Annotated in this window: 8 protein-coding genes and 2 pseudogenes; 2 read left to right on the forward strand and 8 right to left on the reverse strand. The window is 59.7% G+C overall.

The window, feature by feature from the left end:
• Positions 1–189: 189 nt before the first annotated feature.
• The 5 genes and pseudogenes from NKJ23_RS13890 to NKJ23_RS13910 form a co-directional block, all read right to left on the reverse strand.
• A complete protein-coding gene (locus NKJ23_RS13890) occupies positions 190–1,260 on the reverse strand; it encodes an adenylate/guanylate cyclase domain-containing protein (RefSeq protein WP_352680671.1) in 1,071 nt (356 codons plus the stop codon).
• A gap of 3 nt (positions 1,261–1,263) precedes the next feature.
• Positions 1,264–1,755, reverse strand: coding sequence for a Rab family GTPase (locus NKJ23_RS13895; protein WP_254818889.1), 492 nt, complete (start codon positions 1,753–1,755; stop codon positions 1,264–1,266).
• A 15-nt stretch (positions 1,756–1,770) separates the two neighbouring features.
• Positions 1,771–4,428: an OmpA family protein gene (locus NKJ23_RS13900; RefSeq protein ID WP_352680672.1), complete on the reverse strand. Its 2,658-nt coding sequence runs from the start codon at positions 4,426–4,428 to the stop codon at positions 1,771–1,773.
• 7 nt (positions 4,429–4,435) lie between these two features.
• Complete coding sequence (locus NKJ23_RS13905) at positions 4,436–5,101, reverse strand: DUF3450 domain-containing protein (protein ID WP_352457157.1); 666 nt, start codon at positions 5,099–5,101, stop codon at positions 4,436–4,438.
• Between the two features lie 612 nt (positions 5,102–5,713).
• Positions 5,714–5,859 (reverse strand): annotated as a pseudogene (locus NKJ23_RS13910) (IS110 family transposase); the annotation flags it as partial.
• 161 nt (positions 5,860–6,020) lie between these two features.
• Here NKJ23_RS13910 and NKJ23_RS13915 point away from each other — a divergent pair.
• Positions 6,021–8,993, forward strand: a complete 2,973-nt coding sequence (locus NKJ23_RS13915) for a trifunctional glycosyltransferase/class I SAM-dependent methyltransferase/polysaccharide deacetylase (RefSeq protein ID WP_352680673.1) — start codon at positions 6,021–6,023, stop codon at positions 8,991–8,993.
• An 86-nt stretch (positions 8,994–9,079) separates the two neighbouring features.
• On the opposite strand, the gene NKJ23_RS13920 is transcribed toward NKJ23_RS13915, so the two are convergent.
• The gene (locus tag NKJ23_RS13920) at positions 9,080–9,760 is read right to left on the reverse strand and encodes a redoxin domain-containing protein (protein ID WP_023675975.1); all 681 of its coding nucleotides are present in this window, start codon (positions 9,758–9,760) and stop codon (positions 9,080–9,082) included.
• 19 nt (positions 9,761–9,779) lie between these two features.
• Positions 9,780–13,079, reverse strand: a complete 3,300-nt coding sequence (locus tag NKJ23_RS13925) for an adenylate/guanylate cyclase domain-containing protein (RefSeq protein ID WP_352680674.1) — start codon at positions 13,077–13,079, stop codon at positions 9,780–9,782.
• 214 nt (positions 13,080–13,293) lie between these two features.
• Here NKJ23_RS13925 and NKJ23_RS13930 point away from each other — a divergent pair.
• Positions 13,294–13,522, forward strand: a pseudogene (locus tag NKJ23_RS13930) (adenylate/guanylate cyclase domain-containing protein); the annotation flags it as partial.
• A 97-nt stretch (positions 13,523–13,619) separates the two neighbouring features.
• Here NKJ23_RS13930 and NKJ23_RS13935 read toward each other — a convergent pair.
• Entirely contained in the window at positions 13,620–15,017 is a 1,398-nt protein-coding gene (locus NKJ23_RS13935; protein ID WP_352680675.1) for a hypothetical protein, read from the reverse strand.
• Positions 15,018–15,111 lie beyond the last annotated feature (94 nt).

Consider the following 15,111-nt stretch of genomic DNA (forward strand, 5'->3'; position numbering starts at 1 on the left):
CAGGCCTCCGGCCGTTCTATGAACTGGGCATCGACGTTAAATCTCAGGAACTGATTTCGTGAGTTGACCAGGACAGACCTTTGGCGGTCGCTCGGTGGTCAACTGCTTCGCGCACCGCTGCGGACATTCGAAACCATGATGTTGCTTGAGATGCAATGCGCTTCCGGGTCGGCACTGCCATGCGGCAAATCAGGCCGGGAGCCGCCACATTCGCACACGACCTGTACCACGCAATTCCGTTTCCTCGAGTGGGTCGCAAGCAAAATTTGGTCCAAGCAGTTGATGAGTTGCATCCGAAATACGGATTTCATCGGGCTCCGCGGACGTTTGGATACGTGCGGCGAGATTAACGGTGTCGCCCCATAGGTCATAGGCAAACCGCCTTTTGCCTATGACGCCCGCCACGATTGGTCCTGAGTGAATTCCAATTCTGAGTCTTATCGGTTCTCCTGCGAAGCGTTCGCGCTTAACCGCCTTCCGCAGTTCAAGCGCATAGTGCGCAAGGGCTTCCGCATGATCGGATCGCGCGGCGGGCAGGCCAGCGACCACCATCACACAATCGCCGATTGTCTTGATCTTTTCGCAGCCGTATCGCTCCGAGAGCAGATCCGCCGCTTTGAAGAAGTAATTTAAAATAGCGAGCGTCGTCACGGCTCCGACGTTCCGCGCTCGTTCCGTAAAACCGACGATGTCGGCAAAAAGCACACTCACCTCTGCGTAGTTGTCTGCAATTTCTTCGTGCGCTTTTAGCCGCTCCGCGATAGACGCCGGAAGAATGTTGAGGAGCAGGGCTTCGGCGCGCTGGTATTCACGCGACAATCCCTCTTGGCTCGCCCTCAACGCCTCGTTCATCGATTGTAATTTCTCGTTGAGTTGACGCTCCCTCTCTTGCAGGAGCGTCATTTCATAAGCCTTCTGTTGAAGTCGCTGCCTATTGTCGCGTTCGGCAGTGGCGTCAAGAAAGAGCAGCCACACGCAGGCATTGTCAGCAAAAAGATGGAGGTCCGCGACACGCCCGCTGGGCAGTTCGACCATGGCCATATCATATGGAAGCTCCGGGCAGGGCAGCAAACCTTCCATGAATTCAAGCTGCTCGGCAACAGGCTTACCTATGCGAACTGATGAGAGTCCGTAATGTTTAACGTTACCGCCCTTCGCAGCTATGCAAAGCTGGGCGTCGATTTTCAGATATGCGACCGAGCGCTCGTTGTAGAAGAAATCGTAAATCCAGCTTCTAACTTCTCTTGGCACGACATGCATGGTTTATTTGCTGACCATCGAAGCAAGTTGACGAAACGCATCATCAACATGTTCACCCGAAAGCGCACTTGTTAGATAGATTTGCCATCCAAGTTGCCTCAGTTCGTCAATTTCACTATCCGATATTGCCCACCGATCGGCCAGATCGGATTTGTTGAACAGCAATACAAACGGCATAGCGCCGAATTCAGCCTCGGCCCGCTCGCGCAACGTGAGCGCCACGGCAAGAGTAGCAGCGCGTGTTCCATCGACGACAAGCACGAGCCCACTCGCACCTCGCACATAGCTGACGCGGAATGAGCCGATATCGTCTTCGCCGGCCAAATCCCACAAAATCAGATCCACGGTTTTGTCCGGGAATGCGACACTCTTCTTGTCGATTTTCACTCCCACCGTGGTCAAGTAGGTTTCTGAAAAGATGCTTTGCACAAACCTGCGAACCAGACTGGTCTTTCCGACAGCGAACCCGCCCAACATGCAGATCTTCTTTTGCAATATCCTGGGCTCCGCCTAGTGGAAGTTTACCGTAACCGAAACTCTGCGGTTGGCGGAGTTCCCGGTTCGGCTATTTTCAATCTCCGCTGGCTCAAAGGTGCCCGCGCCGCGAACCAAGAGCAACTCCGGATCGACGCCGCGCTTCTTGAGAAGCGCACGAACTGTTTCCGCGCGCGCGGCGCTGATCGACAACTTGGCCGTTTCACGGCCCGTCTCGTCCGAATGGCCGGTCAACATGAACTGTGCTGTTACGCCTGCCTTGCGGGCGGCCTTGGCCAATTCCTTCAACTGATTCGCCAATTTGTCGAGAACCGGCAGTTGCTCTGGTCCCGGTACAGCCTTGCCAGAATCGAACAAAATGTCGACCGCTTGAATAGCCTCCCTCAAATGAGTGAGTTGCGGAGGGGTCAACTCACGCAGCTCGGAGATTTCTAGAGAGAGTCCGTCCGCGGACAGCTGTTGGGCGGCGACCCGCGCCCGATCTATCCAGGCGGCAGGAGCTTCACCCTGGGCAACGATGCGATCCTTGATGATCGAAAGCCGTACTGAATCCGGCGGAGTCAGCGACGCCATCAGCCGCTTCACCACGAACTTCGGATCAAGGCTTTGATAGAATTGCCACTGTGAATGAACGCGAGCAGGATCGACCCCTGTTCCGGACAGCAGAGCCTTCGGGTCGGCGGCCTGCGGGTCTCTCAGGCCGGAAATATAGAAATGTCCGCCCCGCGCCGTTTGTTGGGCGACGATGATTCCCGCTTGGGCCTCCAGTCGCGACACATAAGTCTGCCAGTGCTCCGCCGCGCGTGCTTCGGGGCTCACATCACGAACCTTGGAGATGTCGAATTCCGGTCCGCCTGCCGAAAGCTGTCGGGCCGCTGCGCGTGCGCGATCTATCCAGGTGTCGGGAGCCTCACCCTCGGCAACGATGCGATCATTGACGATCGAAAGTCGTACTGAATCCGGCGGAACCAGCGACACCATCAGCCGCTTCAGGACGAACTTCGGATCAAGGCTCTGATAGAATTGCCACTGCGAATGAACGCGGGCGGGATCGACCTGCGTTCCGGACAGCAGAGCCTGCGGGTCGGCGGCAAGCGGGTCTCTCAGGCCGGAAATATAGAAATGTCCGCCCCTCACCGTTTGTTGGGCGACGATGATTCCCGCTTGGGCCTCCAGTCGCGACACATAAGTCTGCCAGTGCTCCGCCGCGCGTGCTTCGGGGCTCACATCACGAACCTTGGAGATGTCGAATTCCGGTCCGCCTGCCGAAAGTTGTTGGGCCGCTGCGCGTGCGCGATCTATCCAGGTGTCGGGAGCCTCACCCTCGGCAACGATGCGATCATTGACGATCGAAAGTCGTACTGAATCCGGCGGAACCAGCGACACCGTTAGCCGCTTCAACACGAACTCCGGATCAAGACTCTGATAGAATTGCCACTGCGAATGAACGCGAGCGGGATCGACCTGCGTTCCGGCCAACAGAGCCTGCGGGTCGGCGGCAAGCGGGTCTCTCAGCCCGGCAATATAGAATTGGCCATCGCGCACCTTTTGTTCGGCAACGATGATGCCCGGCTGGGTCCCCAGTCGCGACACATAGGCCTGCCAGCGCTGCCCGGATTGCCAGGAAAGAAAGAACCAACCGCCTGCCGGAATCAAAACCAGCAGGACTGCAGCCACGACCAGCCACGGAAATCCCTGGTTTGATTCCTCCTGCTTCAGTTCAACACAGGTCTGCAACTGCGTCTCTACGCCGGCCAACTGCGAACTGTCGCCGTCAAACTGCTCTAGAGCCTGTGAGCATTCATCATGGATGCGAAGCAATACATCGCGAATTATTTCATGTAATTCCTCCGGCGGATTTCCCCGGATCACCGCAACCAAGGTCGCAAACGGTCCAACTTCCGACCAGAGACGAAGCTCCCCGAAACGAATGGTGTCCAGGCCGCTCTGTTCTTTCTCGTTAAATGAGTCTTTTACAAAATCTTGAATTGCACTAAGCATAGAAGAAATGAGTTGAGGATCTTCGCTAGTTGCATTATCGGCAGTTACATGCGCTATCAAAAGCCCGGAATTGCGATTGATTAGAAAGACGTGTTCTACACGATAGACAAGAGAATGCTTAAGAACAACTTCTGAGAAGCTTGCTCCTGTTCTCCAGGCTTCAAGTCTCCACTTGAGCCCATGCCAGGTAAATATATGTCTTAAAGTTTCATTCAGCGATTGAAAGGTCTGGTCGATCTTTTCGCCGATCGACTTGCGAATAGCCGGCAGAAACACCGGGTACAATATATCCGTCAGCGTACGCGGGCTCTTCTGGATGGACCGTTGCACGGCCCTCTCGACAGCTGGCGCAAGGGCCTCTCCGAGTTGCGCATGAGGCGCACGTGCGGCTGCACTGGGGAGAACGCTCCCCACTGCAGCCGCAAGCTGCTCGGGTTCGTCGAGCAGGTGCGTAACTCGTGAAAGCTCCGAAATTTCGCCGCCGACCAGCAGCTGGCGCAGCGTTTCCATGCGAGGATCGGCGGCTGGAACGCCTTCGAGACGCGCACGATAGTCCGGATCAACGTTCCGGGCAATTTCGATCAAAAGGCGAGCCAGAGCCTCGCGATCAATCTCTGTATCGTTCGAAGCTGCTCTTTGAGGGAGGCTGATTGGGTCGACAGTCGACGTCAAGTTCCGATCAACTCACTTTCCAGGTACGCTCCGCGTTGTTCTTGCTGCCGACGGGATCCTGATTTAGACATTTTGCAACCTCGACAAACAGGCCAGCCAAAAGATTTCTGTCGGTCTTGACATTGCCAAGATCGGAAAACATTTTCTCCATCAGCATCTGAATGCTTTCATTCTTTTGCTTGATTTCCTCACGCAGCAAATGATCGTTTCGATTTATCCGGTCCGCAACTTCCCGCTCAAGCTCGCTCAACTGATCCGACAACGCGCGCACCTGCTTTTCGAGCGCCTGATTTTGCTCGCGAAGATTCCGATCAATCTCCTTGTCGGCGTCGGCTCGCGCGTCTTTTTCGTTCCGCAATTGCGCCGCAAGCGAGTCGACCTGCTTCTTTGCATTTGACTCGTACATTTCAAGATTGCGCTTGGCCTCGGATTCGACATCCTTGAAGCGCTGCAAGACCCGTTCTTCAAGCTTGGAAAAGCGGCGGTCATAGTCCTGCATCTGGTTGCCGAACAGCAGATCACGTATCTTGTCGACACCTACAGCGTCGCCGGGGGCCCCGCTCTCGCGAGCCTGGCCCGCCATGAAGGTCAGCCCGCTTCCGTCTGCATTACTTATCAGATTTGCGTCCGCTTTATTTGCTGAAGAAGCGGTATTCGAAGATTCCTTGGCCATCTTTATGCCCCCTTCTTTGAACAATTGCCACAGTGCACCACTCAGAAACCAGCAAGCATGCCAGCAAAATACCCGGCTCGCAAGCCGGAATCTTCTTGGCTTAAGCCAATTCGTGCCTCCCTTTTACATCTCTTGGACTAGCAGCAAATGCACGAGTTCGGATTGATGTCGCTCTCGCATCTCTTTGTGATAGCAGCCATAACCGGCTAATCTAATCGATCATTGGACGCAATCTACTATCGAAATGAGTAATACAATGTCAGGCTATAGCTACTGGAGCGCAATTAAGTAGCGCAGATTCATTAGAAGTGTCTAAAGTAGCTGGTCTGGCGGTGCACGTACCGTCTCGCACCCGACTGTATACTGCGACGATCAGCTTCCGATGCGGGCCCAACGGTAGAAGGAAGGTCTTCTTTCGCACGGAGAATGGCTGTTCGAGAATGCACCTCGGAATCGAGGCGTTTCGGTCGATAGGAGGGGAGCGACAGTCCCAATAACTGCAGTCATTCACACCAAAGCTTCAGTGGGCGGCATTTGTTGCGCCCCCAATTGCAAAAGACGTCAGGTTGCCATAGCTATTGCACTCATACGGTGCCCGGGACCGCCGCCTGTGGTCATGGCGCCGACTCCGGGGATCGACATGAGTATGCGGCATGCTTGGCTTTGACGTGCATCTGCGACAGCTGGCGCCCAAGCTCGGCGGCACGGATGCGAATGCTGTGCCAGGCTTGCAACTTCGGTAGCACGACAGGAGCAAGCTCGCTCTGCAGCCAAATGGCGGCGTCGCGGCGGCTCGGAAGAGTTCGCAGGAGACTGTTTGGACGCAGCGTCCCTGAGGACCGTTTCCTTTGGCAGGAAATCGCCGGCTATGTTTCGGGACTCTTGTTCTACCTTCGAACCAACGCGCGGGTTACACGGCGTGGCGCATAATCCCTTGGTTTCAATCGTGGTTCCTGCGCACAACGCGGAGGTAACGCTGGCGCGCGGACTCGATTGCCTTCTCGATCAGGAAATAGTGGATTGGGAGGCGATCATCGTCGACGACGCCTCCACGGACCGCACCCCCGCGATCATCGCCGGTTATGTGGAGCACGATGCCCGGTTTCGGACGTTGAGCTCTTGCGCGTATAGCGCCGCCGGCGCGCGCAATATCGGGATGTCGACAGCGCGCGGCCACTGGCTCATGTTTCTGGATGCGGACGATTGGGTGGATGCCAGCTTCCTTGCGAAAATGCTGGCCGCACTTGAAGCCGCGCCCGATGCGGTCGCCGCCTATTGCGGTTCCCGGCGCGTGATGCCCGATGGCGAACTCACCCAGTCGAGCATCGCGACGGAGGTTGCGATCCAGCCCTTCGAAACATTCGCGCGCCGGTGCGCGATCCGCACTCACGCGCTGCTCGTCGACCGGAAGACAATTGCCGAGTTGGGCGGCTTCGATGTGTCGCTGCGCACCTGCGAGGACTGGGATCTGTGGCAGCGCCTCGCACGTCTAGGCAAAAATTGGGTGATGGTCGACGAGCCGCTCGCTTTTTATCGGGTCAGCCCCAACGCGCTCAGCCGCAATTCGACGCAGATGCTGGCAGATGCGGAAATCGTGATCGCCCGCGGCTTTTCCGCCGATCCCAGGGTCAAAAACCCGGCATCGGCTCACGCCAATGGAGCGATCGAGGCGAACGGCCGCACCGCTTCAGAAGCACTCGCGTGGTTCGCGTTGTGGAACGCCGCATCGGATTGCGGCTGCGGCTCGCGCTCGATCAACCCGCAGTCCCTGCGCACGCTCCCGGCAGGACGTAAGTGGGCGCGTGAGATCGCCAAGGTGGCCGTCGATGGCCTTATGGTAGGAAGCCTGTCGGTGCCAGCGCAATTGGCTGCCAGGTGGGACAGGTTCGGCGGCTCCCTCACCGAGTTGATCATCGAACTCGGCAAGCTCTGGAATAATCCCGACGCGGCTCGCCGCGTGCAGTATCACTTTGAGCAAATGCTGCTCGATGTCGACGATCTTGCCGCGCCGCGCAGGCTGGCGCGGACACTTGGAATTCGTGTCGACGCGCGAAATCCGGCCTCAATCGAAGTGCCGGAAGGAATCGATCAAATCTATGCCCATCTGATGATGGATGGCCAGATCGAGGCTCTCGTGCAGTTCGGCGTACTCGGGAGAGTGACAAGGCGTCATTGGATTGAATTGATCCTGAATTTCGTGCCCCCTGAGCGGCCTATGCACAGTGCCGCGCGACTTGCGAGGCGATCGCCTGTAGATGCACCGCAAAAGGGCGCCGGTGCCGACAAGTCAAACATGTTTGCAGCCGAGGCATTGTTGTCCATGGCGGGACGCCGGTCTGATCGGGACAGCCATTTCGGCAAACTCGCGCGATTGGCCGCGGAAGCGCAGGCGCTGGTTCGGTCGAGCGCCGAAACTAAAGAGCCTTTTACAGCGCCGCGCCGTGCACGGGCCGCGGATGGGCGCGACAATGATCGCACATCTTTCTGGAATCGCCATTTCGCGACCGAGGATCCCTGGAACTACGGTTCGCCCTATGAGCAGGAAAAATATGAGCGGCAGCTCGAAATTCTGCCTGCCGGTCCCATCGGGCGGGCGCTTGAGCTGGCCTGCGCGGAGGGCCACTTCACGCGGCAGCTGGCGCCGCGCGTGGGCCATTTGACCGCAACTGACATCTCCGCCGTAGCCGTCGGGCGGGCGCGCGCGCGATGCAGCGATCAGCCGAATGTTGAGTTCGGCGTACTGGATTTCTCTGCGGACACGCTGCCGGGCGAAATGGATCTGATCGTGTGTTCGGAAGTGCTCTACTACCTGGATGATCTCGCCGATGTGCGGCGCATCGCCAAAAAACTCATTGAGGCGTTGGCGCCTGGCGGCAGTTTCATCAGCGCACACGCATTCGTGCTACGAGACAATGTTGGAAGGACGGGCTTCGACTGGAACACATTCGGTGCACAAGCGATCTCAGAGACGCTGGCAGCGACCGACGGCCTCGTCCTCGAGCAATCGATCCAGACCGAGCTCTACCGCATAGACCGCTTCCGCCGCCTGTCACCAGGCGACGTTGCGACGGAACCGATGGTAGATCATGTGCCAATCCGCGCACCCGTTGAAATCGGGGTCGCGCGAAATATCGTCTGGGGCGGGGCGCGGGCCTTGCGCCGCGACGTGGCACGTAGCGAGCGGCGGCAGCGTATCCCTGTCCTCATGTATCACAGCGTCGCCGATGATGGTCCGGCCGCGCTCGCCCGTTTTCGGCTCGCGCCCGCCGCATTCGCCAGCCAAATGGCATGGCTGCGCGCCAATGGCTTTCACGCGATTAGGTCCGAGCAGCTGGAATGGTTCATCGTCAACCGTCAGCCTTTCGTTGGCCGCCCAGTGCTCATCACGTTCGATGACGGCTTCCAGAACTTTGCCGACCATGCCTGGCCGGCCTTGCGCACGAACGATCTGACCGCGGAAGTGTTCCTGGTGACGGACCTGGTGGGTGAAAGTGCACAATGGGACGCCTACAGCGGCCCGCCGACGCAGCTTATGGACGCCGGGACGGTGCGACGCCTCGCCGGCGAAGGTGCGTTCTTCGGAAGCCATCTGGCGACGCATCGCGCGATCGATGGTCTGTCGAGCTCTGACTTGGCCGCCGAGCTCCTGCGCTCTCGTATGTTCATCGAACGATGGACCGGTCGGCCAACCACGGCGTTCGCGGCACCCTTCTCTGTCACCGACCGACGGCTTGGCAGGCTGGCCAAGGAGTGCGGCTATCGAATCGGCTTCGGCGGCAGACACGGGCCGGCGGACCTCGATTGCGATCCCATCGACCTTCCGCGCATCGAGATTCGTGGGGATCGTTCGTTCGATGACTTTGTTGCCGTTGTCGAGGCCGTGCTCGCGTGAGCCGTGAACTTGTCAGTGTCTAGATTCGTAACAAATTGGTTCCGCGTTTTGTTCAGCGTCCCGCTCCGCTTACCTCGTTCGCAAGTCTATTGGGCGACCTGGGATACGGCTGACATCAGCTCCTGCGGGCTTGGCGCCCCAAACATGTATCGCCCACCCTCTGGAACCTCCGTGAAGCTCCAGCGGACGATCCCCTGCCGGTCCAGCAGGAACTGACCGACCAATTGTCCGTGTCCCGTTGCTAGCATCTGCTCGTCGGCTTCGGTCAGCTCGTAATGGTCCCTCTTGTTGAGGATTTCACTGGCCGCAAGAGGATCCATAGGACCGGGCAGCTCGCCTGGTATGTCGACCCGCATATCCTTTGCCGCTGCCATCGAGACCTTGTACGGCCAGTTCGTCTCGTTTTGGGTGAATTCGAGATTGGGCAGTCCAAAAGCACGATGTGAAGCGCGTTCAGGATCGGAGGCCGCAAGCAGATTCGGCATCGGATGGTAGCGGAAATAGAGACGCGCCCGTTCGATCGGCGTGTTGACCACCGTCAGGCTCTCCACGCCCTTTTCGCGCAGCTCCGGATCAAGCCGCGCCTGGGCGGCGATATGGCGTCGGCAAAACGCGCAATGCAGACCTCGAAACAGGCCGACCAGCACCGGTTTTTGGCCGCGAAAATCGTCAAGCGCGATCTTGCCTTCCTGGGTAATGGCGTCGAGTACCACGTTTGGCGCACGGTCGCCCGGTTGAAGCGGCACCAAGTCACTACGCGCGGACATTTCCAACCTCCAACCCCGGCTAGTCGAGAAAAGGCAGCACCACAAGCGCTTCCGGGTCGAGCCCGTGCTGGGCGCATATACCCTGCGCCAGGGAAAAGTAGCGTTCGGCCTCGGCCAGATTGTCGAGGTCGAGATTAAGCGTTGCGAGACCATCATAACACGGAAACAGCAGTTGGGGTTCGCCCGTTTCGCGAGCTACGTCCAGTGCTTCGTGGAACAACCCAACCGCCAGGTCCGGACGGCCGTTGCACTGGTGGATCTGCCCAAGCACGATCAACGGCACCGGCAGGTGCTCGCGCTGGTCGAGCGCCCGGTCGAGCTCGATGGCCTTCTCGGCAGCAGGCACGCCCTCCGTTGGACAGCGATCCGTGAAAGTACAACAAGCGACCGCCAGATTGGCGAGGAGGCGCGCCTGGAAACCCAAATCACCAATACGGCGCGCCACTTCAAGACCGCGTCGACAGACCTCCATCGCCTTTGCGGGATCGATGGTCGTGTAGAGCACGCCGAGATTGGTGTAGCCGCGGCAGGCCGCGCCCAGCAGACCGGCGGCTTCGGCCAATTCAATGCTACGCTCAACCTGACGCACGGCCTCACGGTTTCGCCCAAGGCGAGCCAGCGCGACAGCCTTGGTATTGAGTGCCTCGGCGGTCACAAGAGTGGCATCACACCTTACCTCGGAGACATGCTCCGTTGTCAGTGTGCCTACGCAATCCAGCGCCGCGTCTGCCCATTTTGCCGCGAGAGCGTGATCTCCGCTACGGAACGCCTGTCGGCCACGTTCTTGCCACAGATGCGCCTGCTCGATCGGGGCATCCGCTCCATCGAGGAGCGCTGCCGCCTCAGCATAGCGGGGTTCTGCCTTGTCCCGCTTGCCGACATCCCAGAGTAGCCGACCGATCTTACGCAAAACTCGCGCCGAGGCGACGCGATTGGCCGACTCGCGGTATGCCTGCAACACCGTCTCGTAGTGGTGGTGCGCGATCTCGCGGCGGCCTGCCGGGCCGCTCAAATCGGCAATGCGCTCTGCAATTGCCAGTTTGAGCGGTGTTTGCCCGATCGCGCCCAACGCAGTCAGTGCTCGCTCGTAGAAACGAAGGGCGTCGTCATTGGCATATATCATGCGAGCGCGATCGCCTGCCGCCTGCAGGTAATGCGCGCCCTTCTCCCGCTCGGCGCTCTGTGCGAAATGATGACCGAGCACGGTCAAATCCTCGAGCCGTTCCGGCTCGTCGCCGCACAGTTGCTCCAAGGCAGCACCGATCCGCCCGTGGATTTCGGTCCGGCGTTGCAGGAGCAGATTCTGGTAGATCACGTCCTGCAGCAATGTTTGCGTAAATCGGTAGCTTTGAGACGAGACCGAGCCTGATCCGGCAACTTCCTCGATGATTTCCGCATCGCAAAGCAGTTCGCAGCCGGCTTCGAGCCGGCCGGGGTCGGCTGTCACGGTTTTCAGAAGTGTGGCATCGAAGCGCGGGCCGATTACCGCGGCCTCCTGGGCCAACCGGCGCACCTCTTGGGGCAGCCGGTCGACGCGGGCAAGCAACATTGCCTGGATAGTGGCGGGGATGCCGGTTGCGACTTCGCCTGCCACAGTCCGCCATCGCTGGCCGTCTCGCATCAGTACACCGCAATCGATAAGGCCGCGAACGATTTCCTCTACAAAAAGGGGGTTGCCGCCCGCGCGCTCGAGGATCTGGTCGAGAAGCCCTCCCGCGGAGCTTACCCAGCTCTCGCCGAAAAGCGCTGCCAGCAGGCTGCGTCCGTCATCATTGTTGAGTGGCGGAAGCCTGAGCGCTGTGTGACTGACCCGACTTGAGTCGAGCTGGTCGTTGTCCGGCGCCGGACGATGCGTGACCAGCAACATCAACCGCGTGCGTTCCAACCTGTCCATCACGAAACGTAGTGCCTCGAGCGACACGGCGTCGGCCCAGTGCAGGTCTTCGACGACAATCAATAACGGCGACAACGCAAGCCGCCGTTCGATGATTGTGCGGACTGCGTAGAGAATTTGCCGCCGCAGCTGCTCGGGCTCGACATGCTGCAAGGTGGCATCGGGGTCGCCAAGGCCAAGCACATGGTAGAGCAAAGGCATCAGCCGCTTCGCCTCCTCGCCCTGCAGGCCGAGATCGGCAAGCAAGCCTGCGAGCTTCCCCCGCATTTCGTCCCCATTGTCGTTTTGCATCATCCCGGCAGCGCTGCGCACCACTGCGCCCAAGGCGCCAAAAGATTGTTCACCCAGCGGTGAGCACGTGGCCTGCCGCACGGCGACGTTGCGAAAACGCTCCTCGTCGCCGACGCGGGCGACGAACTCCTTCACCAGCCGCGATTTCCCGATGCCGGCTTCTCCGACGAGGCGGACAAGTTGGGCCGAGCCGCCGCACGCCTGGTCAAGGCTCGCCATCATTCTATTGAGCTCCGCACCACGACCTATTAGCGGCGCACTGAGGCCGAGCGCCTCGAGCCCGCGCGCTGCACGCGGCACCGCTAGCGGTGCGTCCAGTCGATGAACGAGCACGCTGCCAGCCTTGCCGCGAAACACGACATCACCCAGCGACTCGTAAGAAAAGGCATGCCGGGTCAGCCTGTGAGTGAGCTCGCCTACCAGCACCTCACCCGGTGCGGCCAGCGATTGCAGGCGTTGCGCCGTATTCACTGTGTCGCCGGTCACGGAATAGGATCTGGCGGTGCCGATGCCCAATCCGCCAGTAACGACCGGACCAGTGTTTATGCCGATGTGGAGTAATAGAGGCGAGCCGGAGTGGGGGGTGCTTTCGCCGAGCCGCGCCGTCCGGGCGATCATGTCGAGAGCGGCGCGAAGCGCACGTTCCGGATCGTCCTCATGCGCGACCGGCGCACCGAACAAAGCGAGCAGTGCATCGCCGATGAATTTGTCGACGAAACCACCAAAGTTTCGTACGGCCGCCGTCAATTCCTTGAATAGTTTGTTCTGCAGCGCTTGCATGACCTCGGGGTCGAGCTGCTCGCTGAGTGTCGTAAAGCCGCAAAGGTCGGCGAACAGGACCGTTACCGTCCGGCGATCGGCGTCAGAGACGGGATGCAGCCCTTCTTCGCTTTCCATGTTCGAAAGCAGCGACGGAGTTCGAGAAGGCGGCACAATGGTCCGGCTTGGTGCCGGAGCAGGCCGTTCGACGGCTTTTGCGGGCGCACCGACGCTTGCCCCACATTTCGGACAGAACTCGAAATCAGGTGCGCAGGTGTAGCCGCAACTGGCGCATGGCACGGGCTGGCGCCTGCCACACCTCGGACAGAAGGCGTAACCGCCCTCAATCTCGAAACCGCAGCCCAAGCAGTCCATCGAACAAGACCTCACTAGTGGCCGTGACGGCGTGATCTCGCCCGCACTTCACGGCCAGGCTATTCACAAGGATGCACCGATAGTCGTCGACGGGCAAGCGGCAGCGAGCGATCCGTGTGGGTCCGGTGGCAGAGCGCTGCCCATTCGGGCGGCTGCGTGGCCGTCGTCTGCGAAAGTTCCCTCTTACCCTCCGTCTTCCTGCTATCATGAAGATGAGGAGGCCGTTGACCTCTTGATGCAACGGGCTGACTCGCAACGCTGTCACCGACGTCTCGCGTGCTTCCGGCCCGCAGCTACGGCCATCTGGGCCGTTTCGCCGAAGCCCGCGCGGCATGGCAGGAGGCGCTTCGCGTCAATCCCGACTATTCGTTGGAATACCGTCGCAAAGTCTTGCCCTACAAGAACCGGTCGATTTCGAACACGTGGTGGATGGGCTCCGCAAGGGGCGGTGCGGTGCAATGACAGGTGAGGCCTATGCGGCCGGATCAGACGCCAGAGGCTCCCCGATAGATCGCCGTGGCTTGCGGTTGCGAATTAGGCTCAGGTCGGCTTGATCTCTGCCTGGCCGATCTTGCGCCATCTGGCGTTTTCGCGAACCAGTTTCAGGTCGTCGGTCGTCTCGGCAAATGTCCGCAATCGGTATTGCCGGAGCAGGTCCGGGAAGAGCGCTCCTTCCGGCAGGCCGGCAAGCTGCTCGCGGACTGAGATCTTTTCATCGATGACCCGCATGCCCCAGGCATTTTCCCGAACCTGCAGCTCCGCAGCCAGATCGCGCTCTTCCGGCGCGTTTTCGTCTAGCACGGCCAGAAGGATCGAGTGGAAAAGCGCTACATAGCCAATCTGTCTCAGGCCCCCCACGACCCGCACGCGCGGCAATATGGCAAGGACGAGGAACGTCAGGAACAAGTTCGGCAGCAGCACGCCGTCCAGCAGCGCCTGCCTGAGATACGGCCGCTCGAACGGGATGGAAAGACCTTGCGGCCTGTCGGGCTCGATCAGGTGCCCGCTCTCGAGAACGAGCTTGCGCACGCGCTCCTCGCGGATGCCCCAGAAATAGTCCGTGGCATTGGGCAGGAATCTGCCAAATGGGCTCGATGCGGCCTCTTGCCAGGCATGTTCGAGACGCTGGCGTCTTGCGGGTTCAATGAGCAGCCTGGAAAGAAGGCTGCCGTCATATTCCAGATGCCGCGCCATGGCAGCCGCGGCGGCCCGATCATCGATGAAAACCGGCAGGGCCATGCCGGCACGATCCCAATTGGCGACCAGATCCTGGTTCAGGGCAGTCAGCGCATCGGCGGCGGTTTCAAACACCTTGTCCTGGCTGGCAAGCAGTGTGCCCAGCCAGCGGCTGGCATCCGTTTCATCGCCCACCGCTTCGAGCGCGCGCTTGTTGAGGGAGACGGGACCGGCCACGCAGGCGCTTTTGCGGCACAGTTTGTGGCGCCCCATGCCAAACAGGTTGACCTTGTCGTCGCCGACATCGAGCCATCCCGGCCCCTCCCGGCCAACTGTCTCCATGGTCATCGTCGTTCCCATGAAGCCGACGAAGGCCGACAGCCCGTTTTCGACTGCGCCGAGCCAGGCAAGCAGGAGGGCATCGAAGGTGATCCGGTCCATCAGAAGCAGGCAGTGCAGGCCGGACTGAATCACCGGTCTGTGCTCGAACTCGTCGAGGGCTTTGCCGATCTCGTCAGGCTGCATGATCATACCGAGGCGCTGATGCAGGACTTCGCGCAGGATCGAGCGGGCAGCGATCGCCGGGCCCGATGCAGGCCTTGCCACCGGCCGCCAAAGATGGCGGGCGTAGTCGGAAACCGGTGCATTCCAGTTCTGCTCGATGTCGCGCACGACCTCCGGGCAGAGCAGCGACAGCACAGTCAGAATTTCCACCGGAGGCGTAGGGGTAGGGGAAGGGGTAGGATCAAAGACGGCGGTCATTGGTCCCGTCTAGCCGCTTGCGGTGCAAACGCCAAGCGAGACCAGACTTGCTGGATGCGGCCGGCCCACACATAGATCGTCAACTCGATTAAGA

The sequence above is a fragment of the Mesorhizobium sp. M0184 genome (assembly GCF_040322215.1).
In the GTDB taxonomy this organism is placed as follows: Bacteria; Pseudomonadota; Alphaproteobacteria; order Rhizobiales; family Rhizobiaceae; genus Mesorhizobium.